Raw genomic sequence first — 944 nt, 5'->3', positions numbered from 1 at the left:
TGCCCGCGTGGTTGGTGAAGCTGTTGCCCTGGGCGGGCATGACTGTTCCACGGTAGGTCCACGGCCCGGTCGGGCTGGGTGCCGTGGAGTAGGCGATGAACTCCGAGCAGCACCTGGCCGCATACACCATGTAGTACAGGCCGTTCCGCTTGTAGACCCAGGGTGCTTCTTCGTACAGCGTGGGGCGGTCGGGGTTGTCGGTGCGGGTGCCGAACCCGGCGGTGGTGAGCGGAATTTGGGCGGGGCTGCCTGCGTAGGACGTCATGTCCGCGTTCAGCTTGACGTACCACAGGTTCGGATTGCCCCAGTACAGGTAGGCCTGGCCGTCGTCGTCGATGAAGACGGTCGGGTCGATCTCAGTGTTCTCCACCAGCGGGTGGCCGAGGGCGTCCCGGAACGGGCCGGTGGGGCTGTCCGACACCGCCACGCCGATGGCCATCCGGCCGGTCGCCCGGGCCGTCACCGGCACATACCAGTAGAACTTGCCGCCCCGTTCGACGGCCTGGCCCGCCCACGCGTCGGAGGACGCCCAGCTGAAGGTGGCCAGGCTGAGCGGCGAGCCGTGGTCGGTCCAGTTGACCATGTCGGCGGAGGACCACACCCGCCAGTCCTTCATCACGAAGGAGGTGGAGCCGTCCTCGTCGTGCCCGGTGTAGAGGTAGACCCGTCCGTTGTGCACCAGCGGGGCAGGGTCGGCGGTGTAGACGTGCTGCACGATCGGGTTGTCGGCCCTGGCCGCGGTGGGCTGCACCGCGGCGGGCACGACGGCGAACACCAGCAGGAGGCCCACCACCCAGGCGGCTGCCCGGGTGAGCCTCGTACCGGTGGCGGGTGATCTCACTGCGGTCGGGTGAGCCGTTGGCCCATGGACGGCGGTACTGGCCATGGTGTGGTCCTTCCTGGTGCTGCGGGTCGGGGACTGAGCAGCTGGTCAGATGCGGGGG

At 68.8% G+C, this 944-nt stretch carries 1 protein-coding gene; it reads right to left on the bottom strand.

Annotated features, from left to right (window positions below):
• On the bottom strand, nucleotides 1-886 hold an 886-nt coding region (locus IEZ21_RS46895), incomplete at its 3' end, for a glycoside hydrolase family 43 protein (protein WP_246568993.1).
• Nucleotides 887-944: the final 58 nt, after the last annotated feature.

The organism is Streptomyces flaveus, from assembly GCF_014647675.1.
GTDB classification, from domain to species: domain Bacteria; phylum Actinomycetota; class Actinomycetes; order Streptomycetales; family Streptomycetaceae; genus Streptomyces; species Streptomyces flaveus.
Note: the sequence above shows the minus strand (reverse complement) of the source record. Positions and strands in the feature narration are given on the sequence as shown.